Origin of the sequence: Sulfitobacter sp. UBA4523 (genome assembly GCF_002388305.1) — a bacterium.
GTDB lineage: Bacteria > Pseudomonadota > Alphaproteobacteria > Rhodobacterales > Rhodobacteraceae > Sulfitobacter > Sulfitobacter pontiacus.
Genome location: NZ_DGMH01000050.1, coordinates 230,989 through 250,982 on the forward strand (window position 1 = coordinate 230,989; position 19,994 = coordinate 250,982).

Consider the following 19,994-nt stretch of genomic DNA (forward strand, 5'->3'; position numbering starts at 1 on the left):
GGCGGGCGGCTGCCGTGGCAGAACCTGACCGACCTGCCGCCAAGCCTGCAGCCGCTGATCCTGAACCTCGCACCGGGCGAGGTTACCGACCCGCTGCCGATCCCCAACGCCGTGGCATTGTTTCAACTGCGCGACATCGAGGAAACCAGCGTCTCCGCGCCGACCTATTCCGAGATTGAATACGCAGCCTATTACATCCCCGGTGGCCGCACAGAACCCGCGCTGGCTCAGGCGGCGCAGATCCGTGGCCGCATCGATACCTGCGATGACCTTTACGGCGTCGCCAAAGGCCAGCCCGCCGAAGTGTTGGAGCGTGTGAAAAAAGCCCCCTCGGACATCCCGCAGGACGTGGCGATTGAACTGTCCAAGCTCGACACGGGCGAGGTTTCGACCACGTTGACCCGCGCCAATGGTCAGACGCTGATGCTGCTGATGATGTGTGGGCGTACCGCCGCCGCCAATGCCTCCGCCTCGCGCGAGGATGTGACCAATGCGCTGCGTCAGGAACGGCTGACCGGCTATGCCGAACAGCTGCTGGAGCAATTGCGGGCCGACGCGCGCATCGTTCGCAAATGACCCAAGCCAAGACGGGCTTGGCCGACAAGCCGGTTGTGATCTCTTGCGGCGAACCCTCTGGCATCGGACCAGAGGTCGCCGCACGGGCCTGGGCGATGCTGGCAGGCGAAGTGCCGCTCGCCTGGATCGGGGATCCGCGCCACCTGCCCCAAGACATTCCCCATTGCATTATCGACAGCCCGTCGGACGCGCTTGCCGCGGGCAGCGACGCTTTGCCCGTACTGCGCCACGATTTTGCCGCCGGTGCCGTCGCGGGCAAGCCGGACCCTGCCAATGCGCAGGGGGTGATCGACGTGATCGCGCGCGGTGTTGACCTGGTGCGCAGCGGGGCCGCATCTGCGTTGACCACTGCGCCCATTCACAAAAAGGCGCTTAAGGACGGGGCCGGTTTCGCCTACCCGGGCCACACCGAATATCTTGCCGCGCTGGCGGGGGGAAACGATGTGGTGATGATGCTTGCCTCTGACCAACTGCGGGTGGTGCCGGCCACGATCCATATCGCGCTGGATCAGGTCCCCAATGTGCTGACCCCCGCCCATCTGCGCCGCGTGATAGAGATTACGGCGGCGGGGCTTCGCACTCAATTCGGGATCAAGGCACCTAGAATAGCCATCGCAGGTCTGAACCCCCATGCGGGCGAAGGCGGTACGATGGGTCGTCAGGAAGCAGATTGGATGACGGCGCTGGTCACCCGGATGCAGGACGAAGGCTATGACCTGAGCGGCCCGCACCCTGCCGATACGATGTTCCACGCCGCGGCACGGTCGCGCTATGACGCGGCGATTGCCATGTATCACGATCAGGCGCTGATCCCGATCAAGACGCTGGATTTCGACCGCGGCGTCAATGTGACGCTCGGTCTGCCGTTCATCCGCACCTCTCCCGATCACGGCACCGCCTTTGACATCGCGGGTCAGGGCATCGCCAACCCCACCAGCATGGTCGAGGCGCTGCGCATGGCCTATCGCATGGCGCAATCATGACCCCGCGCCCCCGGAACCCTTCTGTTTCACAGGTCCAAGAATGAGCACAATCGACAACCTGCCGCCCCTGCGCGAGGTGATCAATACCCATGACCTGAAGGCGCGCAAATCGCTGGGCCAGAACTTTCTGCTCGACCTGAACCTCACAGCCAAGATCGCGCGACAAGCGGGCGATATGACCGAATGTGATGTGCTTGAAATCGGGCCGGGCCCCGGGGGGTTGACGCGCGGGTTGCTGTCCGAAGGCGCGCGCCGCGTGCTGGCGATCGAGAAAGACAAACGCTGCCTGCCCGCTTTGGCCGAGATCGCCGAGGCCTATCCCGACCGTCTGACGGTGATCGAAGGCGACGCCCTTGAAATCGACCCGCTGGCCCATCTGACCCCACCGATCCGTATTGCGGCGAACCTGCCTTATAACGTCGGGACAGAGCTGCTGGTGCGCTGGTTGACCCCGCAGGAATGGCCACCGTTCTGGCAAAGCCTGACGTTGATGTTCCAGCGCGAAGTGGCAGAGCGGATTGTGGCCAAGCCCGGCTCCAAGGCCTATGGCCGTCTGGCGCTGCTGGCACAGTGGCGGGCCGATGCGCGTATCGTGCTGAACCTGCCACCAGAGGCGTTTACCCCGCCGCCCAAAGTCTCCTCCGCTGTGGTGCATCTGACGGCCCTGCCCGAACCCCGCTTTCCGGCGGATCCTGATGTGTTGAACCGCGTTGTGGCGGCCGCCTTTAATCAGCGGCGCAAAATGCTACGCTCTGCCCTTAAAGGAACCGCACCGGATATAGAGGATCGTTTGCTTGCGGCCGGATTGAAACCGACGGAGCGCGCCGAACAGGTGCCGCTGGAAGGCTTCTGCGCGCTGGCCCGCGAAATCGCCAAGGGCTAAGGCCACCACAACACGCTTACCGTCCGAAACGCAAAAGGCCCCGCAATCGCGGGGCCTTTGTTACGATGTCAAAGCGTTTATTCGGCCGCTTCGGGCTGATCGCCACTGTTGTCCTTGGCCGGTTCGCTCGTCTCTTCTTTGGGGGCAGGTTTGCGGCGCGGCGCGCGTCGGGGCTTGGGCTTGTTCTCGGGCGTGTCCACCAGATTGTCATCTGCCGCAATGCCGTCTTGCGCGTCATCGCCATCCGACTTGGGCGCGCTGTCCGACTTAGGGGCATTATCATTCTGGTTGTTGCTGCGGCTGCGGCGGCGCTTGGGGGCATCGCCCTTGGCGTTGTCCTGCTGGGGCGCATCGGATTTGTCGCCCGTATCTGCTTCCGTGGCAGGTTGATCCGCAGTGTTCTGACCGGCTTGGGCAGCTTCGCGTTCCTGACGCTCTACCCGCTCGCGGTCCCGCTCTGCCTGACGTTCGCGGTTCTCGCGTTCTTGCTGATCGCGACGCTGGTCAATCTCGCGTTGTGCTTCGGACAGCATCCGCAGGTAATGTTCGGCGTGCTGCTGGAAGTTCTCTGCCGCCACGCGGTCGTTGCTCAGCTGGGCGTCACGCGCCAACTGGTTGTATTTCTCGATAATCTGCTGCGGCGTGCCGCGGACCTTGCCTTCGGGGCCAGAACTGTCGAAAACGCGGTTAACGACGTTGCCACCTTGCGGCTGACGGTTGCGATTATTCTTGGACCGGGACCGTGATCTGGAAGATTTCATGTAATCAGTTCAGCCTTGTTATGCTGGGCTTCGGAATAAGCTGCCGGACGCAGTCGCGTCCCTGAAAAGCTAGCTTTACGCTCTGTTGGGCTTAACGCCGCGCGGGACCGCCCAAAAGGCATCCACCGCTGCAACATCCTTGAATAAGCACGGCAAATGATTTGGAGCAAGTGGAAATTGGCGAAAAACACCCCCAAATGACAAGTTTTGGCGTGTTTATGCTGGCGTATCGGCCCAAAGGACACGGTCGCGCCCGCCCAGATCGGGCAAGATGCGCACCCGGCCCCAACCGGCTGCCTCAAAGATCGCTTTCACATCGGCACCCTGTTGCCAGCCGATCTCTGCCAGAACGCGGCCTGTGGGCGTCAGATATCCCTGCGCCTGCGCGGCGATGATACGGTACACACTCAACCCATCCTGCCCGTCGGTCAATGCCATCTCGGGTTCATGCAGGCGCAGTTCGGGCGAGACATCCGCCATCTCGCTTTGTGCCAGATATGGCGGGTTGGAGACGATCAGATCGAACCGCCCCTCGGCCGCGCTGAACCAATCCGATTGCTTGATCTCCGCGCGTGCCTGTACCCCGTGCAACACCGCATTGGCGCTGGCCTGCAGACAGGCAGCTTCGGACAGATCAAGGCCCACGCCGCGTGCATCTTGCTGTTCGGCCAGAAGCGTCACCAGAATACAGCCCGATCCCGTGCCCAGATCAAGCACCCGTTCAAAGGGCTCGGACAGCGCCAGTTCAATAAGGGATTCGGTCTCGGGCCGCGGATCGAGCACATCGCGGCTGACCTTGAAGTCGCGCCCGTAAAACGCCCGCTGCCCTACCAGATGCGAGACCGGCACGCGCACCGCCCGCAAGGCGATCAGCTTTTCGTAGCGTTCGGCAATATCCGGCGCGATTTCCTCGGGCGCGATCAACGTCACCCGCGCCGCATCGACCGAGGCCGCATGCGCCAGCAAGATCCGCGCATCCCGTGCAGGGTCAGGCACGCCCGCTGCGCGCAATCGCGCTGTGGCGGCGACCATGGCTTGCGCGGCGGTTGGCGCGCTCACTGCCCCATCTCGGCCAGCAGCTGCGCCTGCGCATCCGCGGTCAGCGCATCGACAATCTCGTCCAGATCGCCCTGCATCACGGCTTCAAGCCGGTAGAGGGTGAGGTTGATCCGGTGGTCGGTAAGGCGCCCTTGCGGGAAGTTATAGGTCCGGATCCGTTCAGACCGGTCCCCCGACCCCACCTGCGCCGCACGGCTGGCCGATCGTTCACTGTCCACCCGCTGACGCTCCATATCATAAAGCCGCGCTTTCAGCACCTGCATCGCGATCTCGCGGTTGCGGTGCTGCGATTTCTCGGAAGACGTCACCACCAGCCCCGTCGGCAGGTGGGTGATGCGCACGGCAGAATCGGTGGTGTTGACGTGTTGCCCACCCGCCCCTGAACTGCGCATTGTATCGATCCGCAGATCATTGGCGTCGATGTGAATATCCACATCCTCTGCCTCTGGCAGAACAGCGACAGTCGCGGCAGAGGTATGGATACGCCCGCCGCTTTCGGTAGAGGGCACGCGCTGCACGCGGTGCACACCGGATTCGTATTTCAGACGGGCAAAGACATTCTCGCCCTTGATATGGGCCACGACCTCTTTGACGCCGCCAAGCTCGGTGAACTGTTGTTCGATCAGCTCGACCTTCCAGCCCCGCGCCTCGGCATAGCGTTGATACATGCGCAGCAGATCGGCGGCGAAAAGTGCGGCCTCATCCCCGCCGGTGCCTGGGCGGATCTCCAGCATCGCGGGCTTTTTGTCGGCCTCGTCCCGCGGCAGCAGCGCCAACTGCAAATCAGCCTCCGCCTGTGGCAAGGCGGCCTTCAGGCGCGGCAGCTCTTCCTCGGCCAGCTCCGCCATCTCGGGGTCTTTCAGCATGGCGCGAGCGTCATCCATGTCTTGCAGCAACTGGCGATAGGCGTCGATCTGTTCGACCACAGGGCGCAGATCTGCGTATTCCTTGGCCAGCTTGGCAAAATCCGCCCCGTCAGAGCCAGCAGACATCGACGCCTCCAGAAACTGGAAACGTTGGGTGATTTGGGCAAGGCGGTCCATGGGGATCATACCGCTGGATGTCGCTGATGAAGCGGCTATGGTCAAGACCCAGCCTGTGCTATGATGCCCCTATGAAACGCATTTCGCTGGTTTTCAGTCTGATCTGCCTTGCCCCGTCGCTTGCGGCGGACCCTGCGCCCTCGGGGCGCAAAACGGTGGAGTGCTATTGCACCGACCGCAACGGCCAGCGGGTCGAGCTGGGGCAAACGATCTGCCTCGATGTCAACGGTCGCCGCTTTGCCGCGCAATGCCAGATGTCGCTGAACGTGCCCATGTGGCGCGATATCGGCGAGGCCTGCCCCGGCCTCGCACAGCGCCTAGACCCCGGCTTGCGCCAGAACCCGCTTCAAACGCTTGGCGTTCACACCCATATCTGACCGGCCAAAGCGCAGCCGCCCATAGACCACCGCGCGGCTCTGATCCGCCCCGTCAACGGGGGTGATCGCGACGCTGGTGTAATCGGGAAAGCCCCAGAAGGCCGAGCGTGTGACATACAGCGCCTTACCTGCGGTGCTGTCGATCCGCTGGGTTCGGGGCAAAGACAACATCGCGTCCTCAAACCGGTTCAAGAACGCCGTGCCATCGCCGTCAACCTCGCGCACGGCCATAAAGCCCCCCTCCGACGGGTAATCGCCGGGGGCCTTGTCGACCGCGCCCAATTCCCAGCGGGTCGCGGGGGCGGGTGCAAGACGGATGTACGCCTGCAAGGCGACGAAAATCGCCAGTGCGATCCAGAAAAATGCCATCATTATCTTTACCTTCATTTTGCCAAATAAACTCCCCGCGGAGCGTCCTGCCGTCGCAAACTGCGCCGCCAGTGGCTACGCGCGGGCTTTGGTCTGCCGCATGTTCCACCCCAGCAAGCACAGAATCTCGGTCGCCACATGGGCCCCCGCGATCGCTGTCGCACCGGTCGTGTCAAAAGGCGGAGAGACTTCAACGATGTCGCCGCCCACGATGTTGATCCCCGCCAGATCCCGCATCATGATCGCCGCCTGCGCCGACGTGAGCCCGCCCCATACCGGCGTGCCTGTACCCGGCGCAAAGGCCGGATCAAGCGCGTCGATATCGAATGTAAGATAGCAAGGACGGTCGCCAAGTACCTGTTTCATTTTGGCAACGGCTGCCTGCGGCCCCTTCTCGTGGACCTCGCGCGCGTCGATGGTTGTCACGCCAAGCGTATCGGGGTTGGTCGTGCGGATGCCCACCTGAACCGAGGTTTTCGGATCAACGATGCCCGATTTCACCGCCTTGTAGAACATGGTGCCGTGGTCGATCCGGTCCATATCATCGTCGGGCCATGTATCCGAATGCGCATCGAACTGTAACAGACTGATAGGACCGTATTTTTCGGCATAGGCCTTGAGGATCGGGAAACTGATGTAGTGGTCTCCGCCCAGGGTCACACTTGCTGCACCTGCGTCCAGTATCCCTTTGATATGGTTTGTTAAAGCGGCGGGAAACTGGCTTGTGTGACCATAGTCGAACGCCAGATCGCCATAGTCGGCGATGGCAAACTCGCTGAGTACGTCGAAATCCCAGCCATAGGGCGGGTCGTAGGGCTGCAAGGAAGACGCTTCGCGGATCGCGCGCGGGCCCAGACGGGTGCCGGTACGGTTGGTCACGGCCTGATCAAAGGGCACGCCGGTCACGGCGATGTCCACGCCGTGCAGGTCTTTGGTATAGCGCCGGCGCAGAAAGGACGTGGCCCCGCCAAAGGCGTTCTCGAAGCTCGGCCCTTTTAGATCATCGCGGGTAAAGGCTTGATCAACCTGATTTTTCGCGTCTTCCAAACCCATGTTACTTGGCTCCTAATGGTTGGGCCCGCTCGACGATGCGGGCAAAAAAGGATGCACCCACGGGCGCGATCTCATCCTCGAAGTTATAGGCGGCGTGGTGCAGCCCTGCGGTGTCACCCTGCCCGATGAACAAATAGGCACCGGGGCGTTTTTCCAGCATATAACTGAAATCCTCGGCCCCCATCTCGCGGCCATTATCGGCAATAACGCGGTCCTCGCCCGCAATCTCGGTGGCAACGGCGGCGGCAAATCCGGCCTCTTCCGGGGTGTTCACCGTGGCGGGGTAGCCCTTTTCATACTCAAGTGTCGCGCTGACATCATAGCTGGCGGCCTGCCCGGCGACGATCTGCTCCATCCGGCGGATCACCATGGCCTGCACCTCTTTGTCAAAGCTGCGTACCGTGCCGTTGATATAGGCCGTTTCGGGGATCACGTTGTCGGTGGTGCCCGTGTGGATCTGCGTGACCGAAACGACAAGATCATCCTGCGCATAGTGGTTGCGGCTGACGATGGTCTGCAATGCCGTCGCAATACCACAGGCGGCGACGACCGGATCGCGGGTCAGATGCGGTGTGGCACCATGACCACCCAAGCCCTTGATGTGGATGTGAAACTCATCGACCGCCGCCATCATCGCGCCGGGGGATGTGTAAAAGCCCCCTTTCTCAAAGCCGGGTGCATTGTGCAGCGCATAGACCTGACCGATGTCGAAGCGATCAAGGATCCCTTCCTCGACCATCACTTCGGCCCCACCGCCGGTTTCTTCGGCAGGTTGGAAGATCAGCGCCACGCGGCCCGCGAAATTGCGCGTTTCCGCCAGATATTTCGCCGCCCCCAGCAGCATCGTTGTGTGCCCGTCGTGCCCGCAGGCGTGCATCTTGCCTGCGTGGGTGCTGGCATAGTCCAGCCCGGTTTCCTCGGGGATCGGCAGCGCATCCATGTCGGCGCGCAGCCCGATGGTTGGCCCCTCGGCCTGACCGTTGATAATGGCGACGATACCCGTGGTGGCAAAGCCTTCGTGCAGCTCGTCCACGCCGAAGTCGCGCAGGCGTTCCGCCACGAAAGCTGCGGTCTTGAAGCAGTCATTCCCCAGTTCCGGGATCGTGTGCAGATATCTGCGCCATTCTGTCATCTGGGGGGCATAATCCGCGATACGGTTCACGACGGGCATTACTGGACTCCTGTGGGGATGTTGGTCAGGTTGCATCTGACATCAGACACATGGGGGCTGCAATGGCCGAGACAAGAAATGATGCGTTGATCCACGATCGCGACGCCGGGATCGAACGCTTGCTGGAAATCATGCGCCGCCTGCGTGACCCGCAAACCGGATGCCCTTGGGATATCGAACAGGATTTCGACAGCATTGCCCCCTATACCATTGAAGAAGCCTATGAAGTCGCCGATGCGATCGAGCGTCGCGACTGGCCCGAGCTCGAGGGAGAGTTGGGCGATCTGCTGCTCCAGACCGTGTATCACACGGCCATGGGCGAAGAGGACGGGCGGTTCAGCTTTCAGACGGTGGTGCGCAATATCTCGGACAAGATGGTCGCGCGGCACCCGCATGTTTTCGGCGATGAAAGCCGCGATAAATCAGCCGAGCAACAGACCGCGGATTGGGAAAAGATCAAGGCGGCAGAACGCGCGGGCAAGGCCCAGGGGGGAACGCTTGACGGTGTGGCCGTTGGCCTGCCCGCGCTGCTGCGCGCCTACAAGCTGCAGAAACGGGCGGCCCGTGTCGGGTTTGACTGGCCGCAGGTCGATGATGTGATCGCCAAGATCACCGAGGAAGCGACCGAACTGGTCGAGGCGCGTGATACCCTGACCCAGGCCGAGGTAACCGAGGAATACGGTGACCTGATGTTCGTCATGGCCAATCTGGGCCGGCATCTTGGGGTCGAACCCGAAGCCGCCCTGCGCGCTGCCAACGCCAAATTCATCCGCCGCTTCAACGGCGTAGAGGCACGGTTGGCCGCACGAGGTAAATCGCCCTCGGACAGTGATCTCGCCGAGATGGATGCCCTGTGGGAGGATGTAAAACGGGCGGAACGCAGCTAGGACCGCCCGTGCCTGCTGGACAAGTCGCGGCACTTGCGGCAAGGCTCTGGCACAGCCAAGACAGGAGAGCCCATGACACCGCGCAAGATCATTATCGACACGGACCCCGGTCAGGATGACGCCGTAGCGATCCTTGTCGCTTTGGCCAGCCCCGAAGAGCTTGATGTTCTGGGAATCACCTGCGTCGCGGGCAATGTGCCGCTGGACCTCACCTCGCGCAACGCCCGGATCGTGTGCGAATTGGCAGGCAAACGGGATGTTAAAGTCTTTGCCGGATGCGACCGCCCCCTGGGCCGCGATCTGGTCACGGCAGAGCATGTGCACGGCAAGACCGGGCTGGACGGCCCCGATCTGCCCGAGCCTACCATGCCGATGGCCGAAGGCCATGCGGTGGATTTCATCATCGACACGCTGCGCGATAACGCTCCGGGAACCGTCACGCTATGCCCGCTGGGACCGCTGACCAATATCGCCACCGCGTTGCAAAAAGCACCTGATATCGCCGATCGCATCGCCAAGATCGTGCTGATGGGCGGCGGCTATTTCGAAGGGGGCAACATCACCCCAACGGCGGAGTTCAACATCTACGTCGATCCGCAAGCCGCTGATATCGTGTTCAAATCCGGCGCTCCTATCGTTGTCATGCCGCTGGACGTCACCCATAAGGCGCTGGTGACCAAAGCGCGCAATGACGCTTTCCGCGCCCTTGGCACGCCTGTGGGCATCGCCGTGGCTGAAATGACCGATTTCTTCGAACGGTTCGACAAAGAGAAATACGGCTCTGACGGCGCGCCGCTGCATGACCCTTGCGTCACCGCCTATCTGATCAACCCCGATCTGTTCAAAGGCCGCCACATCAACGTCGAGATCGAGACAGAGTCAGAGCTTACCATGGGTATGACCGTCGCCGATTGGTGGGGCGTGACCGACCGCGCCCCCAATGCGACCTTTATGGGCGATCTGGATTCTGATGGCTTCTTTGCCCTGCTGACCGAACGGTTGGCCCGTCTATGAGCGCGGCCTTCACCCTTGCCAAGCCAGAGCATCTGGACCGTCTCGTTGCCCTCGTGGGCAGCTTTCACGCCGAGACGGGGATCGAGCAGACGGATGACGACCGCCGCAACGGGCTGGCACCGCTGCTCGAAGGCACGCCCTATGGGGTGGCCTATCTGATCGGCCCTGCCCGTGCGCCCATCGGCTATATCATTATTACCTTCGGCTGGTCGGTTGAATTCGGCGGTCTGGACGCGATTATCGATGAAATCTACGTGCGCCCCGGCGTGCGTGGCCGTGGCATCGCGACAGAGGCATTGCTGGCCGTCCCGAATGCGCTGGCGGGCGGCGGTCTGCGCGCGATCCATCTTGAGGTAGAGCGTAGCAACGAGATCGCGCAGAAGCTTTACCACCGTGCAGGCTTTCGCCCTCGCGAAAACTATATGTTCATGTCGCGCAAATTCTGACGCGGACTGGCAAGGTGGGGCCGCGGCCCCTATATCTGCCCTATGACAGTATCAGCCCCCTTCGATAACAGCTACGCGGCCTTGCCCGATGGCTTTTTCACCCGCACCACGCCGACGCCAGTGGCCGATCCCAAACTGCTGGCTTTCAACGCGCCGCTGGCCAAGACGCTGGGGATCACCCACGGATCGACCGAGGATCTGGCCTTTATCTTCAGCGGGAACGAACTGCCCGCCGGTGCCGATCCGCTGGCGCAGCTTTATGCGGGGCATCAGTTCGGGAATTACAACCCGCAGCTTGGCGATGGTCGCGCGATCCTCTTGGGCGAGGTGCTGGATGCAAAGGGCCAGCGCCGCGATATCCAGCTGAAAGGATCGGGGCGCACGCCCTATTCCCGTGGCGGCGACGGGCGCGCCTGGCTTGGGCCGGTGCTGCGCGAATATGTGGTGTCCGAGGCGATGCACGCCCTAGGCATCCCCACCACCCGCGCCTTGGCCGCTGTGCAAAGTGGCGAGGATGTCTTTCGCGAAACCGCCCTGCCCGGTGCCGTGCTGACCCGCGTCGCCGCAAGCCATCTGCGTGTGGGGACGTTTCAGGTCTTTGCCCATCGGGGCGAGGTCGAAAATCTGCGCCGCCTCACCGACTATGCGATCCAGCGGCACTACCCGCAGGCGGACGGGCCCTTGGGCCTGCTGCGCGCGGTCTGCGCAGCACAGGCGGATCTGGTCGCGGCGTGGATGTCTGTGGGCTTTATTCACGGGGTGATGAACACCGATAATTGCGCCATCTCGGGCGAGACGATTGATTACGGCCCCTGCGCCTTCATGGATGCGTTCCACCCTAACCGTGTGTTCAGCTCCATCGACCGTCAGGGGCGCTATGCCTATGCCAATCAGCCGCAGATCGTCGTGTGGAATATGGCGCAGCTTGCAACCTCGTTGTTGCAGCAGCTTGATGATCCCGAAAGCGGCGTGGCCGAGGCGACAGAGATCGTGCACGCCATGCCCGCGTTGATCGAGCAAGCCTGGCTGAGACGCTTTGCTGCCAAGATCGGGATCACGGCGCCCAAGGCTGAAGATACTGCGCTGATCGACGCCCTGTTGTCGCTGATGCAAACGGATGGCGCGGATTTTACCAATGCGTTCCGCGCGCTGTCAGGCGATGACGCCGCCGGCCAGTTCACCGACCGCGCGGCCTTTGCCAACTGGCGCGACGCGTGGCAGCAGCGCATCGCGGCCGAGCCGGACCCTAAATCGGTCATGAATGCCGCCAACCCTGCCGTGATCCCGCGCAACCACCGCATAGAGGCGATGATCAACGCCGCCGTCGCTGGTGATATGGACCCGTTCCACCGGCTGATGACAGCGCTTGCCCGCCCGTACCGCGAAACCGACGCCGATCTGCACCGCGCGCCAACGACGCAGGAAATCGTGCCGGCCACCTTCTGCGGCACCTGAACGACGGCCAGCGGGTGGCAGGTGCCACCCGCTGGCCCACCGTCAAGCACGTCGACAAGCGGGAACCCCCGCGATCTTTTGGTTGTTTTGCACAGTAAACTGCAACAGACTTGCAGGCGATTTGACCCAAAAGGATTATCGATAATGAGCTTGATAAAAACATTGGCCAAAGTGGCGATCGGTGTGGCTGTGGCCAAAGGGGCCAGCGCCATGATGAACAAGAATAAATCCACGACCGGCAGCGCCAGCAGCGGCGGCGGTCTAGGCGGATTGTTGGGCGGTCTGACTGGCGGCAGCACGGGCGGCTCGGGCGGTAACCTGCAGGATATGCTGGGTGGTTTGATGGGGGGATCGTCCGGTGCCAGCAGCGGCGGCTTGGGCGGTTTGCTGAACCAGCTTGGCGGCGGCACAGGCACCAGCACGTCTGGCAGTTCAGGCGGCCTTGGCGGGCTGCTGGGTGGGCTTGCCGGTGCCGCAGGTGCGGGCGGTCTGCTGTCCAGCCTGGGCGGTGCCAGCCAAAAAGCCCCCGAACGGCCAGAGGCAGACTTTGGCGCGGTGCTGAACTCGCAATTCGATAGCAACCCTGCCCCCGAAATCACCCCCTCGCGCGATCAGGAGGCCACCGCCGCGCTGATGATCGCCGCAATGATCCAGGCCGCGAAATCCGACGGCACATTTGATGAGTCCGAGCGTGAAAAGCTGCTGAACCATCTGGGCGACGTGGACGCCGACGAGGCCGCATTCGTGCAAGGCCAGATGGAAGCCCCTGTGGATGTCGACGCGCTGGTCGCCCAGACACCCGACGGCATGGGCCCGCAAATCTATGCGATGTCGCTGCTGGCGATTGATCTGGATACGCAGGAAGAGGCGCAATATCTGCACAAGCTGGCCAGCGCCTATGGGATGCAGCCCGCCGCGGTGAACGAGATCCACGCCCAGATGGGGGTGCCGTCGCTCTACACCTAAAGCGGCGCGGCCTGACCACAGACGGTTGTGAAAGCCTGATCCGGCAACGGGTCAGGCTTTTGCTTTCTTGGCCTTCTTTTCCTTGGCGATCACATGCTCTGCCAGATCACGGGCGATGGCAAAGGCCCCTTTGATCTTGTCGGCATCGGTTTTCCAGTCGCGCTTGACGACGATCTTGTTCTCTTTGACCTTTGCCAGTCCGCGTTGGTCCTGAATGAAGGTGACCAACCCCTCGGGCGAGGCGAATTTGTCGTTGTGAAACTGGATCGTGACGCCCTTGGGCCCGCCATCCAGCTTGGCAATACCGGCGCGTTTGCACATCGCCTTGATCCGCACGACCAGCATCAGCGTGTTCACCTCTTTCGGCAGCTTGCCGAAACGGTCGATCAGCTCTGCGGCAAAGCCTTCCAGCTCGACCTTGGTGGTCAGTTCGGACAGGCGACGGTAAAGCCCGAGCCGCACATCCAGATCAGGGACGTAATCCTCGGGGATCAGCACCGGCACGCCCAGATTGATTTGCGGTGCCCACTGCCCATCGTCGTCGATCACGCCTTCCAGCTCGCCCGACTTGATCTTGGCAATCGCGTCTTCCAGCATGGATTGATAAAGCTCGAACCCCACGTCGCGCATCTGGCCGGATTGTTCCTCGCCCAGCAGGTTGCCCGCACCCCGAATATCAAGATCCTGCGACGCCAGCGTAAAGCCTGCCCCAAGCGTGTCGAGGCTGCCCAACACCCGCAAACGCTTCTCTGCGGTGGCAGTCAGCTTGGCACGGGGTTTGGTTGTCAGATAGGCATAGGCGCGGGTTTTTGATCGGCCCACCCTGCCCCTGATCTGGTAGAGCTGCGCCAGACCAAACATATCGGCACGGTGCACGATCATCGTATTGGCGGTCGGGATATCCAGACCGGATTCCACAATCGTCGTGGCCAGCAGGATGTCATATTTCCCGTCGTAAAACGCGTTCATCCGGTCGTCGAGCTCTCCGGCGGCCATCTGCCCATGGGCAACAAGATAGGACAGCTCGGGCAGTTGCTCTTTCAGGAACGCTTCGATTTCGGGCAGATCGGTGATGCGGGGCACAACATAGAAGGACTGCCCGCCGCGATAATGTTCACGCAATAGCGCCTCGCGCAGGGTGACGGCATCAAATTCGCTGACATAGGTGCGGATGGCCAGACGGTCGACAGGGGGCGTGCCGATGATCGACAGGTCGCGCACGCCCGTCAGGCTAAGCTGCAGGGTGCGCGGGATCGGCGTGGCGGTCAGGGTCAGCACGTGAATATCCGTGCGCATCGCCTTCAGCCGTTCTTTGTGACCCACGCCAAAGTGTTGTTCTTCATCAATAATCAGCAGGCCGAGGTTCTTGAACTTGACCGTCTTTGCCAGCAGCGCATGGGTGCCCACCACCACATCGACGGTGCCGCGATTGATGCCGTCGCGGGTGGCTGTGGCCTCTTTCGCGGTGACAAAACGCGACAGTTGACGCACCTCAAGCGGGAATCCACGGAAGCGTTCGGCGAAGGATTTATAGTGTTGACGTGCCAGCAGGGTCGTCGGCGCGACAATCGCCACCTGCAGCCCTGACATCGCCGCGACAAAGGCGGCGCGCATGGCGACCTCGGTCTTGCCAAAGCCTACGTCGCCGCAAATCAGCCGGTCCATCGGGTTGCCGCTGGTCAGATCGTCCAGCACATCCGAGATAGCATTCAACTGGTCGTCGGTCTCGGTATAGGGGAAGCGCGCGGAAAACGCGTCCCACATGCCGGGGGGCGGATCCATGACAGGCGCTTTGCGCAGCGCACGTTCGGCGGCGATGCGGATCAGCTTGTCCGCCATCTCGCGGATGCGTTCCTTGAGCTTGGCTTTCTTGGACTGCCACGCGCCACCGCCCAGCTTGTCAAGCAGCCCCTCGTCATGGCCATAGCGTGACAGCAGTTCGATATTCTCGACCGGCAGATAGAGCTTCGAGCTTTCGGCGTATTCCAGCAGCAAACATTCATGGGCGGCACCCGCGGCGGTCACCACCTCCATCCCCAGATAGCGGCCGACACCGTGATCCACATGCACGACCAGATCGCCGGGGCTGAGCGATTGTGTCTCGGTCAGGAAATTCTCGGCCCGCCGTTTACGTTTCGGCGCGCGGATCAAGCGGTCGCCAAGGATGTCTTGTTCAGAGATGACAGTCAGTTTCGACGCGCTGCTGTCGCTTTCCCAAGGGGCTTCGAACCCGTGTTCCAACGCCCAAACCGCCAGATGCAGACCGCGTTTGCCGATGCGGGTGCCGTTCTTGATGGCGATGGTCTCGCCCATGCCTTCGTCTTCGATCAGCCCAGTCAGCCGTTCCCGCGCGCCATCGGAATAGCTGGCGATGACCACCGGCCCTTCTTGAAGTTTTGCTTTAATATGTGCGGCCAAAGCACCGAAAAGGCTTACAGTTTCCTGTTGCCGCTCGGGCGCGAAGTTACGCCCCAAGCGTCCGCCCGCATCCAGCACATTCGGACCCGTCGGCTGTGGGAGCGGCTTGAAACTGATCACGCGTTTGCCGATCAGCGCGGTTTCCCACGCGGTGTCGGTCAGGTACAGCCCCTCGGGCGGTGCGGGCTTATAGACGCTGTCCATCTTCGACCGGTTCGCCATCGCCAGCCTGCGGGTTTCGTATTGATCTGCGATACTCTCCCACCGCGACAGACGTTGCGCGGTCAGTTGGTCGTCCAGCGTGATCGTCGCCCGCGGCACATAGTCGAACAAGGTCTCGAGCGTCTCGTGAAAGAACGACATCCAGTGTTCCGCGCCCTGATGCTTGCGCCCTGCGCTGATCGCTTCATACAGCGGATCATCGGTCCCCGCGGCCCCGAATTCGATCCGGTAGTTCTGGCGGAAACGGGTGATAGCACTTTCGTCAAGGATGACTTCGCTGACGGGGGCAAGCTCCACGAGCTCCAGCTTTTCTGTAGTGCGCTGCGTCACCGGATCAAAGCGGCGCGCCCCGTCCAACGTATCGCCAAAGAGGTCCAGCCGCACAGGGCCAAGATCACCGGGTGGGAAAATGTCGATGATGCCGCCACGGATCGCGTAGTCGCCCGGCTCGGTCACCGTCGGGCTCTGGACAAAGCCCATGCGGACAAGGAATCCGCGCAAAGCCGCCTCGTCTATCCGGTCGCCCACACGGGCCGAAAACGCGGCATCGCGCAGTACATCGCGCGCAGGCACCCGCTGGGTCGCGGCGTTTAGCGTGGTGAGCAGGATAAAACGGTCCGGCATTCCATGCACCAGTCCCGCCAGCGTCGCCATCCGCTGCGCCGAGATATCGGCATTGGGCGACACGCGGTCATAGGGCAGGCAATCCCATCCGGGGAAGACCACCACAGGCACATCCGGCGCGAAAAAGCGCAGCGCCGCCTGCATTGCCACCATGCGTTTGTCATCGCGGGCAATATGCAACACCGGTGTGCCGTTTTTGCCCAGTTCTTTCAGCACCGCCTGTGCGTCAAAACCTTCGGGAACGCCGGACAGCGTGATTTGGGATTTCTCTGACATCAGCAGCTACCTGTATCCGATCGCGGTTTTTTCAACCGCCAAACGGACCTGTATAAAGGTTTTGGTACATGCCCCACATCGATGTGATGAAAATCGAAATCATCCCGATGATCTGGGTATAAAGACGGTGACGGTTCAGCCGTTTGATCAGGCGGTCGCCGGCGCCGGAATCCTCGCGGATCTGCTGCGCGGTCGACACGCTCAGCACCCCTACCAGACACAGCGGAAAGGCCAGCAACAGCACGGCTTGGGCGAATTCGAAACGGTAGAAAACCGCCAGCGTAAAGAGCATCGTCATGAAAAAGCAGGTGAACCCCAAAATCCAGATGCCGGACACTTGGGTGATATATAGAATACGGTTCACGTTGATGCGTGCCATATCCTCCAGGTCGACCAGCGCCTGTTCACCGTTGCGCCGCGCACGCAGCACCATATCAAAGGGTACGCCCAAGACCCAATGGCTGGCAGAAGACCAGATCACCGCAACGGCGATCCAGTACCACAGGTTGGAAAAAGACCGCATGTCGATGACTTCGAAAATTGTCTGATAGAGGGTCAAGGTGCGCTCATCTTTGAAGTGAAATCATTGTGTTCAGACGTGCTGCCCTACAATCGTCTGCCTGTCATAGCGGCGCGTTCGCGAAATTCCTAGCCTTGAGCCGTGCAAAAATACGTGGCAAGCCTTGCCCGATAGCATCTGAGGTATTTTTGCATGAGACCCCAACAAGCCCCCTTTCCCGCCACCCGCCTGCGCCGCACCCGTCAATCCGAGGGCGTCCGTGCATTGGTCCGTGAAAATGCGCTGTCCTTGGGGGATCTGATCTGGCCGGTATTCGTGCGCAGCGGTGAGGGCGTGGAAGAGCCCGTCCCCTCCATGCCCGGCGTCTATCGGCGCAGCGTTGACAAGCTGGTCGATGCCGCGCGCGAGGCGGCTGATCTGGGGATCGGGGCGATGTGTATCTTTCCTTACACCGGTATCGAGGACCGGACAGAGGATTGCGCCGGTGCTTGGGATCCTGAAAACAACGCCAACCGCGCCCTTCGCGCGATCCGCGAGGCGGTGCCCGATATGGTCCTCATGACCGATGTCGCGCTGGATACCTATAATATCAACGGCCATGACGGCTTTGTCGAAGACGGGATCATTGTGAACGATCGTACGGTCGAAGCATTGGTCAAGATGGCGCTGGCGCAGGCCGACGCGGGGGCCGATATCATCGGGCCGTCCGATATGATGGACGGGCGCATCGCCGCGATCCGCGCAGGTCTTGAAGGGGCGCGCCATTCGGATGTGATGATCATGAGCTATGCGGCGAAATACGCCTCGGCCTTCTATGGCCCGTTCCGCGATGCTGTCGGGGCCTCGGGGGCGCTGACTGGCGACAAGAAGACCTATCAGATGGATTACGCCAACAGCAACGAGGCGATCCGCCTGATCGAGCGTGATCTGCGCGAAGGGGCCGATATGGTCATGGTCAAACCCGGCATGCCGTATCTTGATATCTGCCACCGCGTGAAATCCAGCTTCGGGGCGCCGACTTTTGCCTATCAGGTGTCGGGTGAATACAGCATGGTGAAAGCCGCCGCCCAGAATGGCTGGATCGACGAAGACCGCGTGATGATGGAAAGCCTGATGGGGTTCAAACGTGCGGGCTGTGACGGGGTCTTGACCTATTTTGCCCCCGCCGTGGCGCGGTTGATGAACGGATAACGCGGCTTCGATGCGCAAATAGCACGCCACTTGTGGCAAATCACCGCCGATTCAAGCCCTAAATTCGTGACACCCGCGGGTTTTGAGCATAAGATCGCGCAGAAACCGGATGAACCGGCACAGGCAATTACAGGCAGAAGACTATGACAAACAACACTTTCTCGCGCCGGGCTTTCGCTTTGGGTGCGATTGCAAGCGCGGGTGCCGTTGCGGCATGTGGCAACGGTGTCGGCAGCCGTGGCAGCGGGATGATCGACGCCCGCGTTGATGCGACGCTCAACGCGATGTACCGCAGCTTCCCCAACACGCGGCAACTGGCGGAAAAATCCAACGGTATGCTGATCATGCCGCTGGTGACCGAGGCTGGCCTTGGCTTTGGCGGTGCCTATGGCCGTGGTGCGCTGCGGGTGAATAACGTGACTGTCGACTATTACTCGGTCACCAAGGCGACGGGCGGCTTGCAGATCGGGGCGCAGCAATATGCGCATGTGCTGTTCTTCATGACCGAAGCCGCGCTCAGCGATTTCCGCCGCTCCCCCGGTTGGGCCGCGGGTGCCGATCTGGAATATGTCATCTCGGATCGTGGCGAAAGCGTCGAAGCGGATACCACAACCGTGCTTGCCCCCGTGCTGGCCGCCGTCTTTGGCCGTGCCGGTCTGCGTATCGGTGCCACGCTGGAAGGCACGAAATATTCGCGCATCATTCCTTAAGCAAAACGCCCGATCCGCAGCATCGCGGATCGGGCAGCTTTGGGCTTAACCCAAGGCGTTCAGACGTTTGAACAGCGCCGACGTATCCCAACGTCCGCCCCCCATTTTCTGCACATCCTTATAGAATTGATCAACCAGTGCCGTGACAGGCAGGCTCGCGTCGATCTCGTTACCGGTGTCCAGACAAATCCCCAGATCCTTACGCATCCAGTCCACGGCAAACCCGTGGTCGAATTTATCGTCCAGCATTGTCTCGTAGCGGTTGGCCATCTGCCAGCTGCCTGCGGCACCCTGGCTGATCACCTCGACGACATCGCGCCCGTCCAATCCGGCTTTCTGGGCGAAATGCAGCGCCTCGCTCAGGCCCTGCACCAGACCGGCAATGGCAATCTGGTTGCACATCTTGGTCATCTGGCCGGCACCACTGTCGCCAAGGCGACGGCAGATCTTGGCGTAAACCTCCATTACGGGCAGCGCACGATCAAAGGCACCGGAATCGCCACCGCACATGATGGACAGCTGGCCATTCTCCGCCCCCGCCTGCCCGCCGGAAATCGGCGCATCGACAAAGCTGATCTGGCGCGCATCCGCCGCCGCGTGTAATTCGCGCGTCACCGCTGCCGAGACTGTGGTGTGATCGACAAAAATCGTGCCCTCGCCCATTCCGGCAAATGCGCCGTCGTCGCCAACGCAGACGGAGCGCAGATCGTCATCATTGCCGACGCAGGAAAAAACGATCTCTGCCCCTTCAGCGGCGGCTTTGGGCGTCTCTGCCATCTTGCCACCGTGGGTTTCTGCCCAAGCGCGCGCCTTCTCTGTGGTGCGGTTGTACACGGTCACGTCATGCCCCGCTTTTTGCAGATGCGCGGCCATTGGCGCGCCCATCACGCCCAATCCCAAAAATGCGAGCTTTGCCATCGTCTTTTCCTTGTCATTCAGTTGCGCTATTGCCTGAGAGGAACCTATCACCCTGCGCGCATTGGTCAATCG

Annotated in this window: 20 protein-coding genes; 11 read left to right on the top strand and 9 right to left on the bottom strand. The window is 61.6% G+C overall.

The window, feature by feature from the left end:
- From B3849_RS12615 to rsmA, 3 genes are all read left to right on the top strand, one after another.
- Positions 1 to 576, top strand: a 576-nt coding sequence (locus B3849_RS12615) for a peptidylprolyl isomerase (RefSeq protein WP_414718048.1), incomplete at its 5' end; no start/stop codon positions are given.
- Positions 573 to 1,559 (top strand): 4-hydroxythreonine-4-phosphate dehydrogenase PdxA, encoded by a 987-nt coding sequence (gene pdxA / locus B3849_RS12620; RefSeq protein ID WP_286780244.1) that lies wholly within the window; start codon positions 573 to 575, stop codon positions 1,557 to 1,559. The genes B3849_RS12615 and pdxA, both read left to right, overlap by 4 nt.
- 40 nt (positions 1,560 to 1,599) lie before the next feature.
- Positions 1,600 to 2,442: a 16S rRNA (adenine(1518)-N(6)/adenine(1519)-N(6))-dimethyltransferase RsmA gene (rsmA, locus tag B3849_RS12625; protein WP_064216525.1), complete on the top strand. Its 843-nt coding sequence runs from the start codon at positions 1,600 to 1,602 to the stop codon at positions 2,440 to 2,442.
- A gap of 77 nt (positions 2,443 to 2,519) precedes the next feature.
- Here rsmA and B3849_RS12630 read toward each other — a convergent pair whose 3' ends face one another.
- The 3 genes from B3849_RS12630 to prfA all read right to left on the bottom strand — a co-directional run bounded on the left by B3849_RS12630 (position 2,520) and on the right by prfA (position 5,314).
- Positions 2,520 to 3,203 (bottom strand): DUF4167 domain-containing protein, encoded by a 684-nt coding sequence (locus B3849_RS12630; RefSeq protein WP_278426324.1) that lies wholly within the window; start codon positions 3,201 to 3,203, stop codon positions 2,520 to 2,522.
- Positions 3,204 to 3,419: 216 nt separating this feature from the next.
- Positions 3,420 to 4,262: a peptide chain release factor N(5)-glutamine methyltransferase gene (gene prmC, locus B3849_RS12635; RefSeq protein ID WP_074634919.1), complete on the bottom strand. Its 843-nt coding sequence runs from the start codon at positions 4,260 to 4,262 to the stop codon at positions 3,420 to 3,422.
- Positions 4,259 to 5,314: a peptide chain release factor 1 gene (gene prfA / locus B3849_RS12640; protein ID WP_005853534.1), complete on the bottom strand. Its 1,056-nt coding sequence runs from the start codon at positions 5,312 to 5,314 to the stop codon at positions 4,259 to 4,261. Before prfA ends, prmC begins: the two co-directional genes overlap by 4 nt.
- Before the next feature lie 62 nt (positions 5,315 to 5,376).
- On the opposite strand from prfA, the gene B3849_RS12645 reads away from it, so the two are divergent.
- On the top strand, positions 5,377 to 5,682 hold the full coding sequence (locus B3849_RS12645) for a hypothetical protein (protein WP_180827699.1): 306 nt from the start codon (positions 5,377 to 5,379) through the stop codon (positions 5,680 to 5,682).
- Here B3849_RS12645 and B3849_RS12650 read toward each other — a convergent pair.
- The 3 genes from B3849_RS12650 to B3849_RS12660 form a co-directional block, all read right to left on the bottom strand.
- Positions 5,623 to 6,054, bottom strand: a complete 432-nt coding sequence (locus B3849_RS12650) for a DUF1499 domain-containing protein (protein WP_278426322.1) — start codon at positions 6,052 to 6,054, stop codon at positions 5,623 to 5,625. The two genes, B3849_RS12645 and B3849_RS12650, sit on opposite strands and share 60 nt — an antisense overlap.
- Before the next feature lie 72 nt (positions 6,055 to 6,126).
- Positions 6,127 to 7,104: an agmatinase gene (gene speB, locus B3849_RS12655; protein ID WP_278426321.1), complete on the bottom strand. Its 978-nt coding sequence runs from the start codon at positions 7,102 to 7,104 to the stop codon at positions 6,127 to 6,129.
- Between the two features lies 1 nt (position 7,105).
- A complete protein-coding gene (locus tag B3849_RS12660) occupies positions 7,106 to 8,275 on the bottom strand; it encodes a M20 aminoacylase family protein (RefSeq protein ID WP_278426320.1) in 1,170 nt (389 codons plus the stop codon).
- 62 nt (positions 8,276 to 8,337) lie between these two features.
- Between B3849_RS12660 and mazG the strand changes: the two genes are divergently transcribed.
- From mazG to B3849_RS12685, 5 genes are all read left to right on the top strand, one after another.
- Entirely contained in the window at positions 8,338 to 9,162 is an 825-nt protein-coding gene (mazG, locus tag B3849_RS12665) for a nucleoside triphosphate pyrophosphohydrolase (RefSeq protein WP_037966320.1), read from the top strand.
- A gap of 72 nt (positions 9,163 to 9,234) precedes the next feature.
- A complete protein-coding gene (locus B3849_RS12670; protein WP_278426318.1) occupies positions 9,235 to 10,176 on the top strand; it encodes a nucleoside hydrolase in 942 nt (313 codons plus the stop codon).
- Complete coding sequence (locus B3849_RS12675) at positions 10,173 to 10,622, top strand: GNAT family N-acetyltransferase (RefSeq protein WP_005853523.1); 450 nt, start codon at positions 10,173 to 10,175, stop codon at positions 10,620 to 10,622. The genes B3849_RS12670 and B3849_RS12675 overlap by 4 nt, the downstream gene beginning before the upstream one ends.
- 42 nt (positions 10,623 to 10,664) lie before the next feature.
- Complete coding sequence (locus B3849_RS12680; RefSeq protein WP_278426316.1) at positions 10,665 to 12,077, top strand: protein adenylyltransferase SelO; 1,413 nt, start codon at positions 10,665 to 10,667, stop codon at positions 12,075 to 12,077.
- 144 nt (positions 12,078 to 12,221) lie between these two features.
- A complete protein-coding gene (locus B3849_RS12685) occupies positions 12,222 to 13,043 on the top strand; it encodes a DUF533 domain-containing protein (protein WP_278426314.1) in 822 nt (273 codons plus the stop codon).
- Positions 13,044 to 13,094: 51 nt separating this feature from the next.
- Here B3849_RS12685 and mfd read toward each other — a convergent pair whose 3' ends face one another.
- Both mfd and B3849_RS12695 read right to left on the bottom strand, forming a co-directional pair.
- The gene (gene mfd / locus B3849_RS12690) at positions 13,095 to 16,583 is read right to left on the bottom strand and encodes a transcription-repair coupling factor (protein WP_278426313.1); all 3,489 of its coding nucleotides are present in this window, start codon (positions 16,581 to 16,583) and stop codon (positions 13,095 to 13,097) included.
- Between the two features lie 31 nt (positions 16,584 to 16,614).
- Positions 16,615 to 17,142 (bottom strand): component of SufBCD complex, encoded by a 528-nt coding sequence (locus tag B3849_RS12695; protein ID WP_278426312.1) that lies wholly within the window; start codon positions 17,140 to 17,142, stop codon positions 16,615 to 16,617.
- A 153-nt stretch (positions 17,143 to 17,295) separates the two neighbouring features.
- Between B3849_RS12695 and hemB the strand changes: the two genes are divergently transcribed.
- Entirely contained in the window at positions 17,296 to 18,294 is a 999-nt protein-coding gene (gene hemB, locus B3849_RS12700; RefSeq protein WP_278426311.1) for a porphobilinogen synthase, read from the top strand.
- Between the two features lie 143 nt (positions 18,295 to 18,437).
- A complete protein-coding gene (locus B3849_RS12705; RefSeq protein WP_005853509.1) occupies positions 18,438 to 19,004 on the top strand; it encodes a YSC84-related protein in 567 nt (188 codons plus the stop codon).
- Between the two features lie 45 nt (positions 19,005 to 19,049).
- Here B3849_RS12705 and B3849_RS12710 read toward each other — a convergent pair whose 3' ends face one another.
- Positions 19,050 to 19,922, bottom strand: coding sequence for an NAD(P)-dependent oxidoreductase (locus B3849_RS12710; protein ID WP_037944263.1), 873 nt, complete (start codon positions 19,920 to 19,922; stop codon positions 19,050 to 19,052).
- Positions 19,923 to 19,994 lie beyond the last annotated feature (72 nt).

Coding starts and splice junctions, on each gene's coding strand:
- B3849_RS12710 (WP_037944263.1), bottom strand. CDS start 19,922: ATGGCAAAGCTCGCATTTTTGGGATTGGGCGTGATGGGCGCGCCAATG.
- B3849_RS12650 (WP_278426322.1), bottom strand. CDS start 6,054: ATGATGGCATTTTTCTGGATCGCACTGGCGATTTTCGTCGCCTTGCAG.
- B3849_RS12630 (WP_278426324.1), bottom strand. CDS start 3,203: ATGAAATCTTCCAGATCACGGTCCCGGTCCAAGAATAATCGCAACCGT.
- B3849_RS12660 (WP_278426320.1), bottom strand. CDS start 8,275: ATGCCCGTCGTGAACCGTATCGCGGATTATGCCCCCCAGATGACAGAA.
- prfA (WP_005853534.1), bottom strand. CDS start 5,314: ATGATCCCCATGGACCGCCTTGCCCAAATCACCCAACGTTTCCAGTTT.
- B3849_RS12680 (WP_278426316.1), top strand. CDS start 10,665: ATGACAGTATCAGCCCCCTTCGATAACAGCTACGCGGCCTTGCCCGAT.
- pdxA (WP_286780244.1), top strand. CDS start 573: ATGACCCAAGCCAAGACGGGCTTGGCCGACAAGCCGGTTGTGATCTCT.
- mazG (WP_037966320.1), top strand. CDS start 8,338: ATGGCCGAGACAAGAAATGATGCGTTGATCCACGATCGCGACGCCGGG.
- B3849_RS12705 (WP_005853509.1), top strand. CDS start 18,438: ATGACAAACAACACTTTCTCGCGCCGGGCTTTCGCTTTGGGTGCGATT.
- rsmA (WP_064216525.1), top strand. CDS start 1,600: ATGAGCACAATCGACAACCTGCCGCCCCTGCGCGAGGTGATCAATACC.
- B3849_RS12675 (WP_005853523.1), top strand. CDS start 10,173: ATGAGCGCGGCCTTCACCCTTGCCAAGCCAGAGCATCTGGACCGTCTC.
- speB (WP_278426321.1), bottom strand. CDS start 7,104: ATGGGTTTGGAAGACGCGAAAAATCAGGTTGATCAAGCCTTTACCCGC.
- hemB (WP_278426311.1), top strand. CDS start 17,296: ATGAGACCCCAACAAGCCCCCTTTCCCGCCACCCGCCTGCGCCGCACC.
- B3849_RS12685 (WP_278426314.1), top strand. CDS start 12,222: ATGAGCTTGATAAAAACATTGGCCAAAGTGGCGATCGGTGTGGCTGTG.
- B3849_RS12645 (WP_180827699.1), top strand. CDS start 5,377: ATGAAACGCATTTCGCTGGTTTTCAGTCTGATCTGCCTTGCCCCGTCG.
- mfd (WP_278426313.1), bottom strand. CDS start 16,583: ATGTCAGAGAAATCCCAAATCACGCTGTCCGGCGTTCCCGAAGGTTTT.
- B3849_RS12670 (WP_278426318.1), top strand. CDS start 9,235: ATGACACCGCGCAAGATCATTATCGACACGGACCCCGGTCAGGATGAC.